Origin of the sequence: Mycolicibacter hiberniae (assembly GCF_010729485.1) — a bacterium.
In the GTDB taxonomy this organism is placed as follows: domain Bacteria; phylum Actinomycetota; class Actinomycetes; order Mycobacteriales; family Mycobacteriaceae; genus Mycobacterium; species Mycobacterium hiberniae.
Window position 1 is genome coordinate 3,725,201 of the sequence record NZ_AP022609.1, and the last position, 18,621, is coordinate 3,743,821.

Genomic DNA, 18,621 nt, shown 5'->3' on the forward strand with positions numbered 1-18,621 from the left:
TCCGTTGCGCCGCGGGGGTGGGGTAGCCTGGCCACAAACTAAAGTGAATTTTAGTTATGGAGGCGCCCCGTGTCCAGCAATGATCACACTCAATGGGCGCACCAGTACGGCCCCTGGGCTGTCGTCGCGGGCGGTTCCGAAGGCGTCGGCGCCGAGTTCGCGGCGCAGCTGGCCGCGGCCGGTGTCAATCTGGTGCTGATCGCACGTAAGCCAGAGCCGTTGCGCCAAACCGCCGATCGATGCCGCGCGCGCGGCGTGCTCGTCCGGGAACTCGCCCTGGACCTGTCCGGCGGGGACGCCGCGGCCCGCGTCATCGAGGCGACGTCGGACCTCGAGGTCGGGCTGCTGATCTACAACGCCGGCGCCAACACCCACAGCGCGGCATTCCTCGACGGGGATCTCGCGGCGTTCGGCGGTGTCCTCGCCCTCAACGTCACGACCCCGCTGGCGCTCATTCACCACTTCGGGCGCCCGATGCGTGTCCGGCGGCGCGGCGGTCTGCTGCTGGTCGGCTCGCTGACCGGCTATCTCGGTTCGGCGCGGCAGACGGTGTACGGCGGCGCAAAGGCGTTCACCCGGATCTACGCCGAGGGCCTGTGGCTGGAGTTGCGCGACGACAACGTGCACGTGCTGGAATTGGTGCTCGGCGTCACCAGAACGCCGGCCATGCAGCGGGCCGGACTCAACTTCGACGTGCCGGGGTTGCGGATCTCCGACCCGGCGGACGTCGCCCGCGAAGGCCTCGACCGGCTCCCCCACGGACCGGTGCATGTCATGTCCGATCACGCCGCCAGTCCGGCACTGCGTGCGGGCCCGGATCGGGCCGAGGCGGTGCTCGCCTCGCATCGGCTGATGCAGAAGTTGCTCCGCACCGATCCCGGGAACACCGATGCCCCGGCCACCCGTTGATCGCGAGGCCGCAACGCCCAGCACCCCGGCCCAGCGGCAACGCTGCGAGCGGATCCTCGCCGCGGCCGCGCGACTCGGTGCGCGCGATGGGCTGGAGGCCGTACGGATGCAGGACGTGGCCGATCAGGCGTCGGTTTCGATCGCGACGGTGTACCGCTACTACCCCACCAAGCATCACCTGTTCAGCGCACTGTTGTTGCACTACACCCAGGCCGGCGTTCCGCCGCGCCGGCCGACGGGATGTCCGGTCTCCGACGTCACGGAGCTGATGGCCGGCCTCTGCCGATCCATGTTGGCCCGCCCACGGCTGGCCCGCGCGATGATCACCTCGGTCAACGCGCGCAGGTCCGAGTCGGCGGCCACCGGTGATGTCGGTCTGCGCGCCACGATCCTGGCCGTCGCCGGGATCTCGCACCCCACGCCCCAGGACATCCAGTTGGCGCTGCTGGTCGAGCAGTGCGCCTACGGCATCCTGTCCTGGGCGGTGATGGGTGAGACGACACCCGAGCAGGCCGAACAGGACATGCGGCGGGCCGGTGAACTCCTGCTGGCACCGTGGCGTGGCGGACCCCGGCGGTGACCGATGCCGCGGTCTGCGATCACGCGGCTCCCCGGCGCCCGCGGGGCAGGTCCCACTGACCGAAGTCGGCGGCGAGCACATCATTGACGTCGACATGCACGTCGTCGATGACAAAGCCCGGCTGGGTCGCGGTGACGATCTCGCGCTGGAACAGGACGGCCGCCGGTTCCCGGTCTCCGTGCGACCACGCCCCGGTCTGCCACGCCCATCGGTGGCCCGGGCTGGTCGATTCTCCGACGACTCCGTCGCGAATGGCCCAGGAGCATTGCCGCGCACCGCCGTAGATGCCGGTGCGGTCCACCCCGATCACCGAGTTGATGCCGCGGAACCATGCGACGGCCAGGCTTTTCCAGGTGGCGGCGTCGATGTCTTCATCGACGCTGAAGAAGATCGGCGCCGACGGTGGGCCGCCGGCATCGGTGTGCAGCCGCATCGCGGTCCGGGCATCCGCGACGCCGCCGTCGTAGCCCCGGGTGAAGTCCGACGGGGACTGCGGCCAGCCGGGTTTGCCGAACTGGTAGCAACTGGCGACCTGCAGTCCGGCGGCGCGTAGCCCGTCGGCATAGTCGCGGCTGACCGGCTTGAAATCGAAAGTGGCCCCGGGGCGCAACTCGGAGACGTAGACCAGCGCGCCGTCCAAACCGGCGGCCTTGATCTGTTCGGGTGACACCAGGCGGTGGGCGAAGTCGATGACCCGCAGACCCCCGGCAGCAACTCGTGGGGCGGGCACCGCCAGTGCCAGCCCCAGTAACGCGGCATACCTGAGCACGTCGCGCCGCGAAGCGGAACGCGTCACAACCGAAAAGGCTACCGGGCAGCAGTCCCTGGAGCCCGCTGATCAGCCAATCCCGTCGCCGCGGCCTGCACGGCGGATCTGCTAACCGGAGCCGGCCGGCGCGATGCGCTGCCGGATCAGGACTTCCTGGGCGGTGCTGGCCACATGCCTACCGGTTGAATCCACGATGGTGCCGTGCACCAGAGCACGGTGCCCGGAGGTGGCGACGGTGTGCTGGGTGTAGAGGTGCCAGCGCTGGAAATGCACTGGGCGGTGGATCCACACGGTGTGGTCGAGGGTCAGCCCGAGGTGCGTGGCGACGTCCAGCGGCTGAGGGTGGGCGCGGAACGCGGCGTCCACCAACAGGTAGTCGCTGGCGTAGGCGAGCAACACCGCCTGCAGCTGCGCATCGCCGTCGACCGGTCGCGGCAACCGCATCCAATGCGCCGAAGGGCCCGGCGCCTGGGCGCCGCTGAGGAAAACCGGCGCCTGATCGGTGCGGATCTCCACCGGCGGTGGCCGCTTGATCCAGGCGCTGCCCCACAGGGCCTGGGACGGCGACGCCTGCGTTACCCAGTGCTGTAGCAGCGGAAGGGATTCGGGCTCGGTTCCCGACGGCGGGGTGGGGTCGGTGGCGGCGCTGTCAAGGCTGGTGTCGAAGGACACCGTCGCAACCATGAGGGTCTTACCGCCCTGTTCCACCCGGACCTGCCGCGCCGACATCGAGCGCCCGTCGCGAGTGCGGTCCACGGCGATATCCAGCGGTACGGCGGAGTCGCCGGGCCGCAGAAAGGACGCGTGGATCGAGTGGGCGGTGAGTTCGGGGGCGGTGGCCGCTGCGGCGGCCATCGCCTGTCCGATGAGCTGCCCCCCGAAGATCCGGCCGAACCGGTCGGCCTCGTTGTCCGCCCGGAATCGGTCGGTTCCCACCGGATGCAGCGCCATCACCGCTTGCAGGCGGTCCAGTGCCTCGAGCGTGGCGTGCTCCAGCGGGCTGCCCGAGCCCAGCAACGGACCGCGGAAATCGGGGCGGGCGGCAACCTCCGGCGCCGGCGTCTGCACAAGTTCCTCCTGACCCACCAGCGGCCGTCCGCGCCGGACCGCCGAATCGGGTAGCGACATAACTGCTAGCTCATATAAGTAAACGTCTGCATGAGGTTAGCGCATCGGCCTGTCGGCTCCCGCCGGGCTTACGACGGCCGGGCCGCCCGGCGCGTACAACACGTTTAACACCAGCCCCATTGTTAACATCGGCCCGTGTCCGACTCCCCCTCCAGCGACCACCCGTCGCTTTCCCGCCCGGTGTCCCGGCGTACCGCGCTGCGGTACGCCTCTGCGCTCTCGGCGGTGGCCGGCCTGGGCGCTGCCGCCTCGGCGGTGCCCCGGGCGTCGGCCGCGGCCCCGATGCTGATCGACTACGCCATGCGCCAGATCCCGGCCGAGGCCATCCGGGCCGCCGGTTACGCCGGGGTGATCAACTACGTGTCGATGTCGCGGCCCGGCTCGTCCTTCGGCGCCAAGCCGATCACCCGCCCCTATGCCGAGTCTCTGGCCGCGGCGGGCCTGGTGATCGTCAGCAACTACCAGTACGGCAAGCCTGGCGGTACCGCACCGTCGGACTTCACCCGCGGGTTCGCCGGAGGGGTCGCCGACGCGCAGACCGCCTGGCAACTGCACACCGCTGCCGGCGGGGGCCGCAGCGCTCCGATCTTCTTCAGCGTCGACGACGACATCGACCGCAACACCTGGAATTCCGTCGCACTCCAGTGGTTCCGGGGAATCAACTCGGTTCTGGGAGTCCAGCGCACCGGGGTCTACGGTGGCGTGAACGTGTGTCAGTGGGCGGGCGCCGACGGTGTCATCGGCAACTCCAGCACCCCCGGCCATCGCTGGGCCTGGCAGACGCGGTCCTGGTCGCGGGGGCAGCGTGACCCCGCAGCAGTGCTGTTCCAGCGAGTGGTGAGTACCGCATCGAGCCCCGGCCCGATAGTCGGCGGGATCGAGGTCGACGTCAACGACGTGCTGGCCCCGGACTGCGGCCAGTGGAACCTGCACCCCTGAGCCTCAGGTGAGGATCAGGACCTGCTGGCGAGGAAGAACACCACAGTGAGCATTACGACAGACGCGAGGCACGTGTACACGCCCAGGGTCGCTGACGACATAAAGGGGCTCCTGTCTGCGAGGGCTTGGTATGCGGCCGATCCACACCAGCCGCGTAGCTGGACGGCTGTGCCGCGATCGTGACTAAGTTAGTCGCCGCGCAGCGCCGCCGTCAACAACACCACCGGGGCCGTCGGCTGGTCAGGACGCGCTGAGCTCGGCTGCCTTGAGCGTTTCCCAGTCCTCGGCCGCGATCATGCTGCGCCAGTCGACGGGCAAAGAGTCCAGGGCGTCCTCGATGCAGTGCCACACCGACTCCAGCGGCGAGGCGCCGGGGGCTGCGGCCGTGACCCGGCTCTCGACGTCGTAGTTCGGTGCATGCGGTGCGTCGCTGAACGGTGCGAGCTCGTTGATCGCGTCGATGACAAAGCGTCGCAGCTCCGCGTAGGGCCGGCCGCGCAGCTCCTCGGGCTCGATCGGGCGACCGAAGATGTAGTCCTGGGCGGTATGGCCGTAGGGCACCTCGAGTTTGTGGGGCAACGGCTCCTCGGGCAGGCCTCCGGCGAAATACAGCGGGACGATGGGCATCGACATCTCCAACGCCATGTCCAGCAACGTCGAGGTCAGCCGCTGGACTCGCTGTCCGGAGCTGACGCTGCGGGTGCCGTCGGCGTGCACCATGACAGATATCCCGCGGTCGGCGATATCACGCTTGAGGTCGTCGACCAGGCCGAAGAACTCCTGTGGCTGTTGCTGGTCGAAATAACGCAGGTGGCCGAGTTGCTTGCCCGCCGCCGTGTCGATCATCTGTAAAAGGTTGCCCACCCAGCCGGTTTCGTGTTTGGCGTGGCCGATGGTGACGACTTTGGTGCCGGTCAGCCACGACCCCACGGTGGTGCCCAGCAATGATTCGACCTGCACCTGGTGGTTCGCCAGGAGCAGGACCGGCCGGCCGTGCACCGCCGCCATGGCATCGGGGTCCGTGACGACGACGTGCCGTACGTAGCGCGACAACACGGCACCCAGCGCCAGCTCGCCGAACCAGCCCTGCGTCATTCCCGCGCTCTCAGTCCACCAGGCGCGGACCGGCTCCCAATCGGTTGTGCTCGATGCGCTCGCGCGGGATGAGCCCGGCCCGAGCTTTTCGATCTCGACGGTGATCCGCTCCAGCGGCAGCGCCGGGCAGCTCACCTGACCGTCGACGATCTGGACCTTCGACGGGTGGACGGCGTTGTGCACGGCGTCGGCGACCGCCTCCTTGGTCACGATGTCGCGCAACAGCGAATCACCTTGGCCCGCCGTGTCGTACACGGCCTGCAGGGTGCCCTTGAACCAGTCGAGCGTTGCCATGCGTGCGGTGTCGAGTTCGAGCACGCCGCGTCCCAGCCGCTCGCTGAGCGACAGCCCGGGCACCGCCCGCCGCTGCGCCATGAATGCGCGCCGTTGCGGACCGCCGACCTCGGCCAGCGGCCCCTTGCTCAGCAGAAACTCGGCCATTCGGATTCGGGCCCATGGCTTTCCGCCGGAGCTCAGCCACAGGTCGAACGTCGGCATCCGGCCCTCGTCGTCGTCGAATCCCACGAAGCGGGCCTCGACATCGACAGTTCCCGCCTCGGGCGTATCGGCGTAGAAGCGGGCCGAGAGGATACGGCGCGGAAACCCGACGTCGGGGTCGCGCGCTTCGGCATACGATGCGGGATCGGCGGCGTCGGTGGTCCACACGCTCATCGCGGTATGCGGCACCACGTGCAGCGCCCCGTCGAGCAATCCGGGCTGCAAAGCACCGGCCGGTACCGCACACCGGTCGATCGCGAGCGTGCCGGTCGAGCCGTTGCGGCCGATCTGTGCACCGTCGATCAGGGTCGCGAAGGCCGGGCCGTGAAACACCGTTCCGTCATAGGGGTTGGCGTAAGGCACCGCATCCTCCAGCGGAGCCGGCGGCTCGGGCTCTCCGGAATACGCCGCCGCGGTGCGCACAACAGCATGGGCATGAATCTCCCAGCGAGACAGCTCCGCTCGGGGGGCATCGCGCCAGACCTCCAGCCGGCCGCGAAAAAGCCCGGGCTCCTGCTCAGGCTCCAGCACCACCCGCAGTTGCTGCGGAGAGTCGACGACCACCCACCGCACCATCTGCACATCGGTGATCTCGACGACTTTGGCTCCGCCGGACGCCCGGATCGCCGCCTGGGCGAACAGGTCCATGACCGACATCATCGGCAGCGACGGAATCACATACGTCGGGCAGTGATCGACAACCCAGGCGTCACTGACCGGGTCCAGCGCGACGTCCATCGTGGTGGCCTGCCCCGGCGCGGCCGGCGCTGCAGGGTCCGCGGGTACAGGTGCCTGCTGGGCGGCCGTGCCGGTGCCGGCCTGCGACGCCGGGGCACTCCCCCCGGCCACGATGCGCATACCCAGGTTGCTCGCGGTGTAGATGCGCTTGTTATCGACCCACAGGGACGCCTCGGCCACCGCGAGAATCCCGGCGTCCTCACGATCGATCCGGGTGATCTCGACCTGCGCGGTGATCTGCTTGTTGGTGGGCACGATCTGACCGCGGTAGCGCCAGGTCATCGCGTCGTGCAGCGCCACCGGCTCGAAGCGAGCCGCCGGGCCGGCTTCCTTACCGAGTCCGAGGTCCAGCATCCCGAACTGCAGGAGCTGCAACAGCATCTCGATGCCCAGGGACCCCGGTTGCACCGGGTCCTGGAAGAAGTGCGCCTTGAAATACCACTCGCCCGGGTTGACGTCTTTGACGCCGCGCCACTGGCCCAGCCCGGCGCTGCCCGCGTCGGGCCAGCGACCGGTGACCCGATCCACCATCAGCAGCATCGGGTCCGCCAGCCGCGCCCCGGGGCCGAAGTACTCGGCCGGCCGCGCAGTCAGGTCCACGACCGGCGCCGCGCAGGGCTGCGTCAGCGACGCCCGCTGGGCATCGCTGACCGGGAGACCCACCTGGTTCTGCAGCGCTTCGCGTTTGAAGTAGCCGAACACGGTGTCGAAGGTGTAGACCGGTCCGTCGTCGGCGGTGATCTCGCCGTCGAAGCCGACGATGATGGTTCCCGCGGCCTTGGCGAGGCTCTTCAGCTTCACCTTGATTCGCAGCGTTCCGGTCGACGGGGTCACCTCGCGGTGTTGGGTTCCCGTCCCGTCCAGGTTGCGGAAGAACAGGTCGGCCTCACCGTCCAGCGGACAACCGACGTAGCTGGCAAGCCAGCCGCAGGGCTGCAGTGCAACCTCCATGAGTACCGCGTTGGGCATCGTCTCGTCCCCGTCGCCGGCACCGTTCTCGGCGAAATACCAAGCATCGGCGGGAACGTCGTACTCCACGACGACTTCGGCGCCGGCCTTCATCACCCCGGTCTCACCGACCAGCTCGGCCACCCGGGACATGAAGTGATACGGCGGTCCGGGCAGGCGGGCCGCCTTGCGGGGGGAGTCGAACTTCTCGAACAGCGGGCCAAAGGCCATGGACGGCTTGGCGATGGCGCTGGCGAGCATGGCCTGGTAGTCGTAGCGGAATCCGTTGACCTCGGCGACTTCCTTGGGCTCGACGTAGCCCTCGAGCTCCGCGACTCCGAGATCCATCGGCCATCCGGGCGAGAGCTTCAGTCCCATCCGCTCGCAGTGGAAGGCGGGCAGCCCGTCGACGGTGCAGAGCAGGTCGGCGAACAGTGTCGGCTCGGGTCCGGCGATCACCTCGCGGACGAACACCTCATAGACCACCTCGCGGGACTGCGGTGTCACCTGGCCCCGGCAGCGCAGCTTGTAGGTCTCGAAGGGCACCGGTTCGAATCGCCAGCCGTCGCAGTCGAGCGTCATGCCCAGGGCGGTCATGTAGATGGCCATGGTCTGCATGGTCGCCTCGTACATGAGGGTTCCGGGCATGCAGGGGTCGTTCTTGAAATGGCCGGCGAAGAAACAGTTCTCGGCGGTGACGGGGGCAACGGCCCGCAGGTAGCCGCGACCCCAGGGCCCGCCGGTGAAGTCGATGTCGGTCACCTCGTCGACGAAGAGCATGTCGCCGGCGTGAATGCGGGGGGTGCGGGTGTGGCTGGCGGCCCGCTCGAAGCCGTCGCCGAAGGTCGCCCAGATCTCCCCGGACGCCATCGCCTCCAGATCCGCCCGCTGCAGCGAGGTGCGCGAGGTCTGGGCGGCGGTCACCTCCATCGGTCCGCTGACGGTGTGATCCTCGGGACGCCACAGGACTCCGCCGGACGCCGCCAGCTCCTCATCGGTGAAGAAACCCGCCTGGCCGTTACGCATCGACATCCGCTCGACGCCGTCGATGGTGCAGTCGTAGTGGAAGAAGAACAGCCGGACATCGCCCTGGCGGGCGTGACCGTCGACATGGATGTCGAACCGCAGGGTGTCGCCGATCTCGGGCAGGCCACCCAGGTAGGTCACCTCGCAGCCCAGCAGCCGGTAGACCCGTTCGCCCTTGTTGAGCAGGTCCGCGCCCATCCAGGAGATGAGCATCAAGTCGGCCTGGCCGCTTTCGATCATGATGCCGGCGGGCATCCGGCCCTGCTGCAGCCACCAGGAGTCCGCATTGACGTCGGTTTCGGTCCACAGCGTTCCGGTCCCGTTCTTGGCCGGCTCGGCGTCGATACCCAGCAACCGATCCGCCAGCAGCAGCGGCGGTTCGGGCATCCGGACCTGCCGCGGGTACTGGTCCTGCTCGGCGAACGCCGGGCCGAAGATCTCCGAGATGTTCCCGGAGGCGTGCACGCGCAAACCGTCCTTGTCGAGCTGCAGACCGACCGGTTCGCGTTTGACCGTCGGCGCCGGGACCACCTTGTCGGCCGGCTTGACCGGCTGGATGGACCGGCTGGCGCCGGCGGAGGTCTGCGGGGTGCCGGGCACAGCGCCGCTGCCGGTCGCCACCGGGATGGGTGCCGGCGGAGGTGCGGGGGTGATTGGTGCCGCGCCCAGCGGCAGCCGGGCCAACGACTCCGCGACGGTTGCCAAAGCCGGCGGCATTGGAAGTTGTGTTGGCATGAATCGCTCCAGTTGATGAGGGGGGTTCGGCCCGGCGTCCGGTGGGCGTTGGGGCAGCACGACAGCGGGCAGGTGCGCGGGAAAGTTGAGTCGGATGGCCTTGCCACCGCCGGCCGGGGCTTCCGGCGCCGTCAATGCCGCGGCCTCCGGCGCTGTGGCAGACGACACCAGCACGATCTGCTGCCGCTGTTCGGCCATCCCGGTGAGTTCCACAGCGACGCATCGGCGCTCGGATGTCCAGGGCTCGCCGTCGGGCCAGACGCCCAGGGCGCCGTAGAGCACGCCCGCCGCCACGTGCAGCAGCCCCGAGGCGGCGTGCGCGTGGCCCAGCAGCGCCGAGAGGTTCACCGCACCGGGGACGGTGCCCAGGTGCAGGCATTCGGTATCGGCCTGCTGATCGGCGGGCAGGGTGGCATAGATCGTGTCGTTGTCGCGACGCGCATCGGCGGCGCGCTTGAGGATGAGCACCACCGCGGCGTCGCCGGGTATCTGTTCGTCCGCGTGCAGCAGGACCCGAGCCGCTGCCTCGTGCACGGGCTCGCAGCTGAGATCGACCGCGCCCACCACGGCCGCGTCGATCTCGCCGCGACGCAGGGCTCGCGCGGCCATCTCCAGGGCCGTGGTCCCCGAGAGCTGTTCGCGCGACACGGTGAAACTGGGCCCGCGCAAGTCGAATTGGCTGTTCAGCCGGTTGGCGACGATGTTCGGCATGGCACCGACGACACCGGCGGCGGTCCATCCGCCGACGACACCGTCGCGGGCCGCACGCAGCTGTTCGGGGTCGTCGACGTCGTCGGCCAGCCGCCAGCGCAGGCCGAAGCGGGTGACCTCGGCGTCGCAACCCATCCCGACGATGACGCTCGTGGAATCGGGCGGCAGGCTCCTGATCTGGTCGCCGATGTGCAGCGCGGAGCCCAGCAGGGCAAGTTGTTGAGGCTGGGTCTGTTTGAGATCCGCAGGCGGGAAACGGGTTTGGGTCAGATCGAGGCAGATTTCCTGCATTCGGGCGCCTCGAATACCGTCGGTGTCAGCCGGTATCGGCCGACATGACTTCAAGTGCTCGGCGACCGACGCGGTCCCGTGTCCATCGCCGACCAGCAGACTCAGGCCCACGATGGCGATCTCCGGGTCGGGCAGCGGTGCGGTGACCGGGGAGGCCGTTGTGCCGCCGTGCCCTTCGACCCACTCTTCGAGAAGCAGGTGGGCATTGTTGCCGCCGAAGCCGAAGTTGTTGACCGCGGCGCGGCGCGGGCCGTCGCTCTCCCACGGCTCGGCTTCGGTGAGCAGCCGGAACGGCGAGTCGGCGAGGAACGGCAGCGGATCTTCGGCGTGCAGGGTGGGGGGACGTATCCCCGCCCGCATCGCCGCGAGTACCTTGATGGCTCCTGCCGCGCCGGACGCGGTGATCGAGTGGCCCAGATTGGATTTCAGCGAGCCGATGGGTACACCCGTCATGCCGCCGAAGATGCGGGCCATGCTCATCAGTTCGGTCAGATCGCCGCGCGACGTCCCGGTGGCATGGCACTCGATGAGGGAGATGTCTCGCGGATCGAGCCCGGCCATCTCATAGGCCAGCCGCATCGCCCGTTCCTGCCCGTCCTGGGAGGGCACCAGGAAGCCGTGTCCCCGGCCGTCATTGCTCAGGCCCACACCCCGGATGACGCCCAGGATGGTGTTGCCGTCGGCGACGGCGTCGTCGAGACGGCGCAGCACCAGGATGGCCGCGCCTTCGGCTGGGACCAGCCCGTCGGCGCCGTTGTTGAACGGCCGGGACCGTCCCGTTCGGCTCAGCGCCTGCAGGGCGGTGAAGCCGACGTGCAGCAGAAGATCACTGGCGCCGTTGATGCCGCCGGCGAACATGACATCGGCGGTCCGGTCATGCAGGCGATCACATGCCAGTTTGATGGCGTAGAGCGACGAGGCGCAGGCGGCGTCGAGCGCCGTGGCGACTCCGGTGAGGCCCAGCGCCGCGGCGATCAGGTGCGCCGGCAGTCCGGACATGAACCGGTTGCGCCAGTCGACGCCTTGCCCTGCCCGCCAGACCGATTCGGCCAGGTCGGTCATCTTCTTGGTCGGGTAGCTCAGGTTGCCCAGGACTATGCCCGCCGAACCCTGGACCTCCCCGGCCCGCCAGCCCGCACTGTCGAGGGCTTGTCTGGCCGCCTCGATGCCCCACCGGTAGAGCGGATCCAATCCGGCGAGATCGTCGGCGTCGAGGAACAGCCCGCGCGGATCGAAGACCTCGTCGAACCCGCGGACGTAGCCGCCGCGATCTGACCAGGTTCGGTCCAGTTCAGGCGCATCAGTGGGCGCGCACAGCACCCGGTGCGGGGAGACGCCCCAGTGATTTGGGTCCGGCGAGCCCAGGGTGTCGTGGCCGTCGCGGACCGTGGTCCACAGCTGTGCCGCGTTGAGCCCTCCGGGCAGGACGCAGCCCTGCCCGACGATGGCGATGGGATCAAACTTCACGTCGAATCAACCGTTGTCGAGTCAGCCGCCGTACGGGTACAGCTCGAGCCGTCGCAGGCTGCAGACCAATTGGTTGTCGGAGTCGAGAAGGTCGAGGTCGCAGATAGCGCGACTGGTCTTGGCGTCACCGTTGGACAGCACGCAGCGCAATCCCGAGCCCAGCGCACCGGACTGGTATCGCACGATCTCGCCCACCCGCAGTGGCAGGACGTTGCGGCCCAGCAGCTCGTAGCTCCAGACCAGGGCGGCCTGCAGGCATCCGTCGAGGGCGGCCGGGTCGGTAGCCCAGCCCTGCCCGGCCCAGCCCACCGACAGCAGACCGGACAGGTCGGCGGTGGCGGTCGACTCCGCGCTGTCCATGCCGTCGAGCACCTGGAACGCCGGTCCGTGGAACAGTGCCCCGCCGGTGTAGCACGCGTTGCGGTCCAGCCTGCGATGCCCGGGCGCCGACGCCGCGATGGTCGGGACCGCCGCTGCGCCCGAACGCATCTCGATTCTCGCCGAGTAGTACGCGGTGGATCCGTCGGCATCGGCCAGTGTCATGGTCAACGCCTGCGGCTGATCCTCGTGCGGCACGCAACGCACCGTCAGGACGCTGCCGTGCTTCTCGAACTCGTGCAGTGTCACGCCCCGCAACACCTTGAGATCGAGAACACGATCCACGTAGTGCCCGGGCCGGCACGCCTCGGCCATCCGCATGAACCATTCGAGGGCCTGCACGACGGGCAGGACGACATTGCCCTGAACCCGGTGGTCGAGCAGGTACGGCTGCGCAGTCACATGTGCCAGCACCCTTGCCACACGACCCTCGGGTGGTAGCGGATGGGTGGGCAGTCCGGCCAGCACACCGTCACCGAGAGTCACCTCGGGACTTCCCGTCTCGCCGTCGAGGACCTCGGCGACGAACGCCTGCGCACCGTCGGCGAGCGGGATCAACGAGATTCCGCGGGACTCGAACATCGCTTTGAGGCCGGGGGTCACCATTCCGGAATCCCAGGGACCCCAGCCCAACGCCCGCACCAGGCAGGACGGTCCGCGCCGCGCCTGTTCGGCCAGTGCCACCTTGTTGAGGATCTCGTTGGCCATGGCGTAGTCGCTTTGTCCCACGTTGCCGCTGCGCGCGGCCACCGACGAGAACAGCACGATCACCTTGAGCGCATCGTTGGCCGTCGCGTCCAGCAGCGCACACGCGCCGCCGACCTTGGTCTCGAAGACCCGGTCGAACCCGTCGAGGGTTTTCTTGTGCAGCGGCGCGTCGGCGAGCACGCCGGCACCGTGGACCAGGCCGGTGATCGGGCCGAATTCGCGGCGCACACTGTCGAGCAACGCGCCCAGCTGGGTGGCGTCGCGGACATCGGCGGCGGCGTAGCGGACCCGGGAACCCGCGGCAGTCAGCGCCGCCAGCGTCGCCCGCACCTCGCGGTCGGCCAGGATGCGCTGGGTCTGCTGCTCCAGGTCCTTCGGGGTGACCTTGAGCCCTTGGGCCGCCGCGCTGGCCAACAGGGCCCGCTTGAGTTCGGCGCCGGTGGTCAGCCCGTGGGCTTCCGGCGGCTCATCGCGCAGCTCGGTGCGCCCGATCAGCACGAAAGCCGCCTGGGTCTGCTGAGCCAGGGCGATCACCGATCCGGCGGTCACGCCGCGGGCGCCCCCCGAAACGAGGATCACGTCGTGCTGGCCGATGCGGGGCGTGCGGGTGGCCACCTGCCTGGGGCCGGCGACGACGGTGATCCGTCCGTGGGAACTTCCCAGGCCCACTTCCAGTTCGACGCCACCGGACAAGACCTCGGCGGCCAGCTGCTCGGCGACCGCGGCGGGAGACTGCTGCCCCACGGCGATGTCGATCGCCTTGACCTGCGCGCTGGTCCACTCCTGGGCGGCGGTCTTGGCCAGCGCACCGATCCCGCCCGACCAGGCCCGCTGGCCGGGGTCGGTGAGCAGCCCGAAGGTGCCGCCGGTGTCCTGGACGGTGACGAAGACACCGCCGCGCTCGGAGAATTGCGCCGCGATGCGGTGGGCGTCGGCGAACAGCACCCGGTTGACGGCCAGCGCCTCCGCACGGGTGGGCGCTTGCCGCAGGCCGCCGAGATGGATGACCGCCTCGGTGTCGGCACTGGGTTGGGGCACGGTGATCGCGCGGATCCCGTGGCTGACCAGAATCGCGGCCAGGGCCTGGGCTGTCTGCGTCAGCGCGTCCTCGGCGGCCTGTGCGGTCACGATCTCGACGGTTCTGGCCGCGTACAGGCCGGGCATCCCCATCCCGCTCACCGGAGCGGCGGTGGCGCGTACCGCGTAGCGCGCCACCCCCGCTCCGGCTAACTCAAAAGGGGCGCGATCACCTGCCGACAAGCCGTTGTGCGCCACCAGATCCGGTGGTGGTGCATTCATCAGGGATTGGAGGTAGTCGACGATCTCGCGCAGCGTCACCAACGACGCCATGGTCGCGGTGTCGACCTCCGGCAACGACGGCACCCGCTCCTGCACCGACGACAAGATCTCCACCCGCTTGATCGAGTCGATCCCCAGATCGGCTTCCAGCGCCATCGACAGTTCCAGCATCTCCGCCGGATAGCCGGTCTTGTCGGCGACCACCGCCAGCATGTCGGCGACCAGATCCACTCCCGCAGCCGCAGCGACCGGCGCAGCAGGCGCAGGCGCCACCGGCGCAGGTGCGGCAGGTGCGGCGGCGGCCACCGGCGCGGGCGCCGGACCCAACAGCGACTGCAGGTAGTCGACGATCTCGCCCAGCGTCACCAGCGAGGCCATGGTCGCGGTGTCCACCTCCGGCAACGACGGCACCCGCTCCTGCACCGACGACAAGATCTCCACCCGCTTGATCGAGTCGATCCCCAGATCGGCTTCCAGCGCCATCGACAGTTCCAGCATCTCCACCGGATAGCCGGTCTTGTCAGCAACCACCGCCAGCATCTCGGCGACCAGATCCACTCCCGCAGCCGCAGCGACCGGCGCAGCAGGCGCAGGCGCCACCGGCGCAGCAGGCGCCACCGGCGCAGCGGGCGCAGGTGCGGCAGGTGCGGCGGCGGCCACCGGCGCGGGCGCCGGACCCAACAGCGACTGCAGGTAGTCGACGATCTCGCCCAGCGTCACCAGCGAGGCCATAGTCGCGGTGTCCACCTCCGGCAACGACGGCACCCGCTCCTGCACCGACGACAAGATCTCCACCCGCTTGATCGAGTCGATCCCCAGATCGGCTTCCAGCGCCATCGACAGTTCCAGCATCTCCACCGGATAGCCGGTCTTGTCAGCAACCACCGCCAGCATGTCCCCGACCAGATCCACTCCCGCAGCCGCAGCGACCGGCGCAGCAGGCGCAGGCGCCACCGGCGCAACCGGAGGAGCCGGCACCGGCGGAGCGCCGTTGCGGAACGCCGGCGCTGTGGGCGGCGCGGGCATCGGCGCCGGCGCAGCAACCGGGGGCGCCGGAACTGGGGGCGCCGTGGCGGTGCCGTTGTGGACCGCGGGCGCCGCGGGCATCACCGACGCGCCGTTCGCGGCCGGTGCGGGAGGCGGGGCCGGCACGGTGGGCGCCGCGTGGTGCGGGGCCGCCGGCGGAGCAGGCGCCGCCGCGACGGCGGGCACCGGCTGTGGCTGCACCACCGCGGGCGCGGCGGGATAGGCCAGCTGGGTGACCGGCGCGATTCCGGTACTGGAGACCAGCGTCTGCAGCAGGCCCTGCAGGTGGGCAATGGTCTGCTGCATGCTGCCCAGCGCTCCGACCATGTGCGTCACCATCTCGGCGCCGGGGCCGGACATCAGCGGTGACGTGACCATGGGGACCTGCGCTGCCTGAACCGGCACCGGAACGTGCGTCGGGACATGTGCCGGCAACCCGTTCGCCGCGGGAACGGTCGGGTCAGCTGGTGTCATGGTGGGCTCCGATACGGTCGCGTGGCCGTTGTGGTCACTACGGGGGGTGGGTTTGTCGACGGCTCGGCGCACCGGCTCGTCGTTGATCTCGGGTCGGCCGAAGTTGGTGCCGTTGAGCTTCAGGGTCAGCTTGGGCACCGGCCGGGTCCGCGGGTCGTCGCCGAGACGATAGTCCGCCCACAAGGCTCCGAAGTTCATCGGGACGCCGGCGGCCACGAGCTGGGCCAGGCCCATCCACAGTGAGCGGATCCCGTTGCGGCCCTTGGCGTCCAGGGAGACCGCGACATGCTCCTGGCCGGACAGGCATTTGCCGACGAGGTTGGTGAGCACCTGGCCGGGGCCGACCTCGACGAAGGTGCGGGCGCCGGCGGACCACATGGCCTGGATCTGTTCGACGAACCGCACCGGCTGCGCGATCTGGTTGGCCAGCGTGGCCTGCATCTGCTCGGCGCTGCCGGCGTACGTCGCGGCCGTCGCGTTGGCGTAGACGGGCACCTGCGGCACCCCGAACGGAATGCCCGCGAGGTACGCGGCGAACGGGGTGGCCGCGGCGCTGACGATCTCGGAGTGGAAGGCTGTTGCCACATCCAGCAGCCGCGCGTTGATGCCCGCGGCGCTGAAACGCTGCGCGGCATCGGCGATCGCCGCGCTGTCGCCGGAGAGCACCACCTGGTTGGGCGCGTTGTGGTTGGCGATGACCACCGGCAGCCCCCACTCGCCGAGCAGCCGGCTGACCTGGTCGGCGGGGGCGGTCACCGCGCACATGGCTCCATCGCTGCTGGCGGCGGCCTGGGCCATCAGCGCACCCCGAGCGCGGGCGATCAGCAGCGCGACGTCGTCACTGATGACGCCCGCCGCGCACAGGGCGCTGACCTCGCCGAAGCTGTGCCCGCCGACCGCGACCGGCGCGATGCCCAGCGAGCGGACGATCGACAGCAGGCTCAGGCTGTGCGCGCCGATGCCCGGCTGCGCCCATTCGGTCTTGGTCAGCTCGGCGGCCTGCGCGGTCCGCTCGTCGTCGGAGAACGCCGTCTTGGGCCAGACCACCTCGTGGAGATCGCGGTCGGCGTTGAGCAGGCCGGCGCGCGCGAGCTCCCACGGTGCCAGTGCCGGCTCGAAGAGCTGCGGGATGTCCGCACCCATGCCGACGTACTGGCTGCCCTGGCCGGGAAACAGCAACGCGACGGGGCCGGCCTGCTGGCACGAGTAGTAGTAGCCCTTCGGCGAGCTGAACGCTTGGGCGCCCGGTTCCGCCAGCTTGCCCGCGGCTTCGCCCAGCATGGTCCGCAGGTTCTCCACGCTGTCGGCGACGACGGCCAGGCGGTGCGGGCGCGTGGCGTCGTATGCCGCTTGGGTGCTCTGCGCCAGGTAGCCCAGCATGTCCGGGGAGTCGACCAGGGATGCGGCCAGCTCGGCGGCTTGAGCCGACAGCGCCGCCGCGGAGTCCGCCCCGAGGATGACCAGTTCGGAGTCCCAGGACCGGAAGCGCGGTGCGTGCTTGCCGGCGCCGGTGTACTCCTCGAGGGTGATGTGGAAGTTGGTGCCGCCGAAGCCGAACGCGCTGACCGCTGCCCGCCGCGGCACATTCTGGTCGGCGATCCAGGGCTTGGTCTGCGTCGACAGGTAGAACGGCGACGATTCGATCTCCAGGCCTGGGTTGGGCCGGTCGACCTTGATGGTGGGGGGCAGCACCTTGTGGTGCAGCGCCATCACGGTCTTGAACAGGCCGCAGGCGCCCGCTGCGCCCTTGGTGTGACCGACCTGCGACTTGACCGAGCCGACGGCGCACCATTGACGGTCGGCGCGGCCGGACTCGTCGAACACCTGGCGCAGCGCGGCAAACTCGGCGACGTCGCCGGCCTTGGTGCCGGTGCCGTGGGCTTCGACCAGTCCGACCGTCTCCGGTCCGTACCCGGCGGCCTGGTAGGCACGGCGCAGGGCCTTGGCCTGACCGTCGGGGCTCGGGGCGTAGATGCTCTTGGCCCGACCGTCCGAGGAGGTGCCGATGCCGCGGATCACGGCGTAGATGCGGTCGCCGTCCCGTTCCGCGTCGTCCAGGCGCTTGAGGGCCAGCATCGACAGGCCCTCGCCCAGCATGGTCCCGTCCGACTGGTCGGAGAACGGGCGGCAGTCACCGGTGCGTGACAGGGCGGTGACCTTGGCAAAGCACATGAACATGAAGATGTCGTTGAAGGCGTCGACGCCTCCGGCGATCACCATGTCGGCCTCGCGCAGATACAGCTCGTGCAGGGCGATCTCGATCGCCGCCAGGGAGCTGGCGCACGCGGCGTCGACGACGCAGTTCGTGCCGCCCAGGTCGAAGCGGTTGGCGATGCGGCCGGCGATGACGTTGCCGAGCAGACCCGGGAAGGTGTTCTCCTGCCAGGGGGTGTAACCGGCGGCCACGCTCTCGCTGAAGGCGGCCAGCTCGTCGCCGGAGAGCCCGGCGGCGCGCAGTCCCCGCTCCCAGGTCGGGCGGTGCAGGCGGCCGCTCATGTATCCGGACATCTCGGTGCCCCCGGAGGAGCCCAGGACCACGCTGACGCGGTCCCGGTTGATGCTGGAGATGTCGCCGCCGGCGTAGTCCTCCAGAACCTGCTGCGCGACCCTCAGGGCCAGCAGTTGGGCGGTGTCGGTCGCGGGCACCACGTTGGGCGGGATGCCGAAATCCATCGGTGCGAAGTCGACGGGCGGCAAGAACCCGCCGCGGCTGGCATATACCTTGTCCGGCGTGCGCGGGTCGGCGTCGAAGTAGTCCTCGACGCGCCAGTGCGACTCCGGCACTTCGGAGAACAGGTCGGCACCCTCGACGATGTTGCGCCAGAATCGCTCGGCCTCGGGAGACCCGGGAAACAGTGCGCTGACGCCGACAACTGCGACAGGTGGGTGTTTGGCTTCCACA

The 18,621-nt window shown here is 69.6% G+C and carries 7 protein-coding genes; 3 read left to right on the forward strand and 4 right to left on the reverse strand.

All coding sequences use genetic code 11. The features are described from left to right. The first annotated feature begins 69 nt into the window (after positions 1 to 69). Both G6N14_RS17575 and G6N14_RS17580 read left to right on the forward strand, forming a co-directional pair. A complete protein-coding gene (locus G6N14_RS17575) occupies positions 70 to 909 on the forward strand; it encodes an SDR family NAD(P)-dependent oxidoreductase (protein WP_085133831.1) in 840 nt (279 codons plus the stop codon). Next, entirely contained in the window at positions 890 to 1,489 is a 600-nt protein-coding gene (locus G6N14_RS17580; protein WP_085133830.1) for a TetR/AcrR family transcriptional regulator, read from the forward strand. Before G6N14_RS17575 ends, G6N14_RS17580 begins: the two co-directional genes overlap by 20 nt. A 19-nt stretch (positions 1,490 to 1,508) precedes the next feature. On the opposite strand, the gene G6N14_RS17585 is transcribed toward G6N14_RS17580, so the two are convergent. Then, entirely contained in the window at positions 1,509 to 2,285 is a 777-nt protein-coding gene (locus G6N14_RS17585; RefSeq protein ID WP_085133829.1) for a DUF1906 domain-containing protein, read from the reverse strand. An 81-nt stretch (positions 2,286 to 2,366) separates the two neighbouring features. Further along, positions 2,367 to 3,386 (reverse strand): acyl-CoA thioesterase, encoded by a 1,020-nt coding sequence (locus tag G6N14_RS17590; RefSeq protein WP_085133828.1) that lies wholly within the window; start codon positions 3,384 to 3,386, stop codon positions 2,367 to 2,369. A 180-nt stretch (positions 3,387 to 3,566) separates the two neighbouring features. On the opposite strand from G6N14_RS17590, the gene G6N14_RS17595 reads away from it, so the two are divergent. Then, positions 3,567 to 4,325: a DUF1906 domain-containing protein gene (locus G6N14_RS17595; RefSeq protein ID WP_085133863.1), complete on the forward strand. Its 759-nt coding sequence runs from the start codon at positions 3,567 to 3,569 to the stop codon at positions 4,323 to 4,325. Positions 4,326 to 4,565: 240 nt separating this feature from the next. Here G6N14_RS17595 and G6N14_RS17600 read toward each other — a convergent pair whose 3' ends face one another. Both G6N14_RS17600 and G6N14_RS17605 read right to left on the reverse strand, forming a co-directional pair. Further along, the gene (locus G6N14_RS17600) at positions 4,566 to 11,834 is read right to left on the reverse strand and encodes a beta-ketoacyl synthase N-terminal-like domain-containing protein (RefSeq protein WP_163787217.1); all 7,269 of its coding nucleotides are present in this window, start codon (positions 11,832 to 11,834) and stop codon (positions 4,566 to 4,568) included. Positions 11,835 to 11,855: 21 nt separating this feature from the next. Next, positions 11,856 to 18,620, reverse strand: coding sequence for a type I polyketide synthase (locus tag G6N14_RS17605; protein ID WP_163787219.1), 6,765 nt, complete (start codon positions 18,618 to 18,620; stop codon positions 11,856 to 11,858). Between the last annotated feature and the right edge of the window lies 1 nt (position 18,621).